This is a genomic window from Oleiphilus sp. HI0066 (assembly GCF_001635725.1).
In genome coordinates this window covers 1-723 of sequence record NZ_LWFH01000334.1, presented here as the reverse complement: position 1 = coordinate 723, position 723 = coordinate 1, and the positions used below count along the sequence as shown (strand labels likewise).

Annotated in this window: 1 protein-coding gene; it reads right to left on the bottom strand. The window is 45.6% G+C overall.

The genetic code is table 11. From position 1 onward, the window contains the following. Window positions 1-723: AbgT family transporter (locus tag A3738_RS04795; RefSeq protein WP_197473597.1), on the bottom strand; the 723-nt coding region annotated here is incomplete at both ends.

Here is a 723-nt window from a genome sequence, read left to right as displayed (position 1 = left end):
GTTAGTCACGGAATCCCCCACACGATAAGCCACTTGCGTCATTTCTGGCGAAATTCCAGAAAGCATTAACATTGGAACAAAGACTGGCGCTAACAACGCCCATTTAGCCGATGCGCTACCAATCAACAAATTGATTGATGCTGTCATTACGATGAAGATCAGCAAAATAGACACAGGGCTAATGCTCAGAGTTTCAAGCCACGCAGCGCCTTTAATCGCTGTAATCATTCCAAGATTGGTCCAACCAAAGTAATTCACGAACTGCGCCGCGAAGAACATCAACACAACGTAGCCCGCCATTGTCGCCATAGTTGATTCCATTGCTTCGATCACGTCTTTGCTTGAAGAGAACTCTTTGACCGTATATCCAAAAATAGCTCCCGCTAAAGCGAAGTAGACAGAAATAATCACGACGATCCCGCCGATAAATGGAGAGACAACAATGCTTCCCGTCTCGGGGTGTCTAAGCGGCGCTGACTCGGGTAGTACAGCCAACAAAACAAGGCCTACAAACACCAAAGTAAACAGACCGACATTGCGTAAGCCTTTGCCATCGAGAGGCCCTGCTTGATCGACTTCAACATCTTCGACTTCTTCTTGGCTTTGTGATTTTTCGAGATAAGGCATCACAATTTTATTGGTCACAATTGTGCCCAAAATGCCGATCAAGAATGTTGAAGCAACCATGAAATAATAGTTCGCCGCAGGAGAGATAAAAGCTTC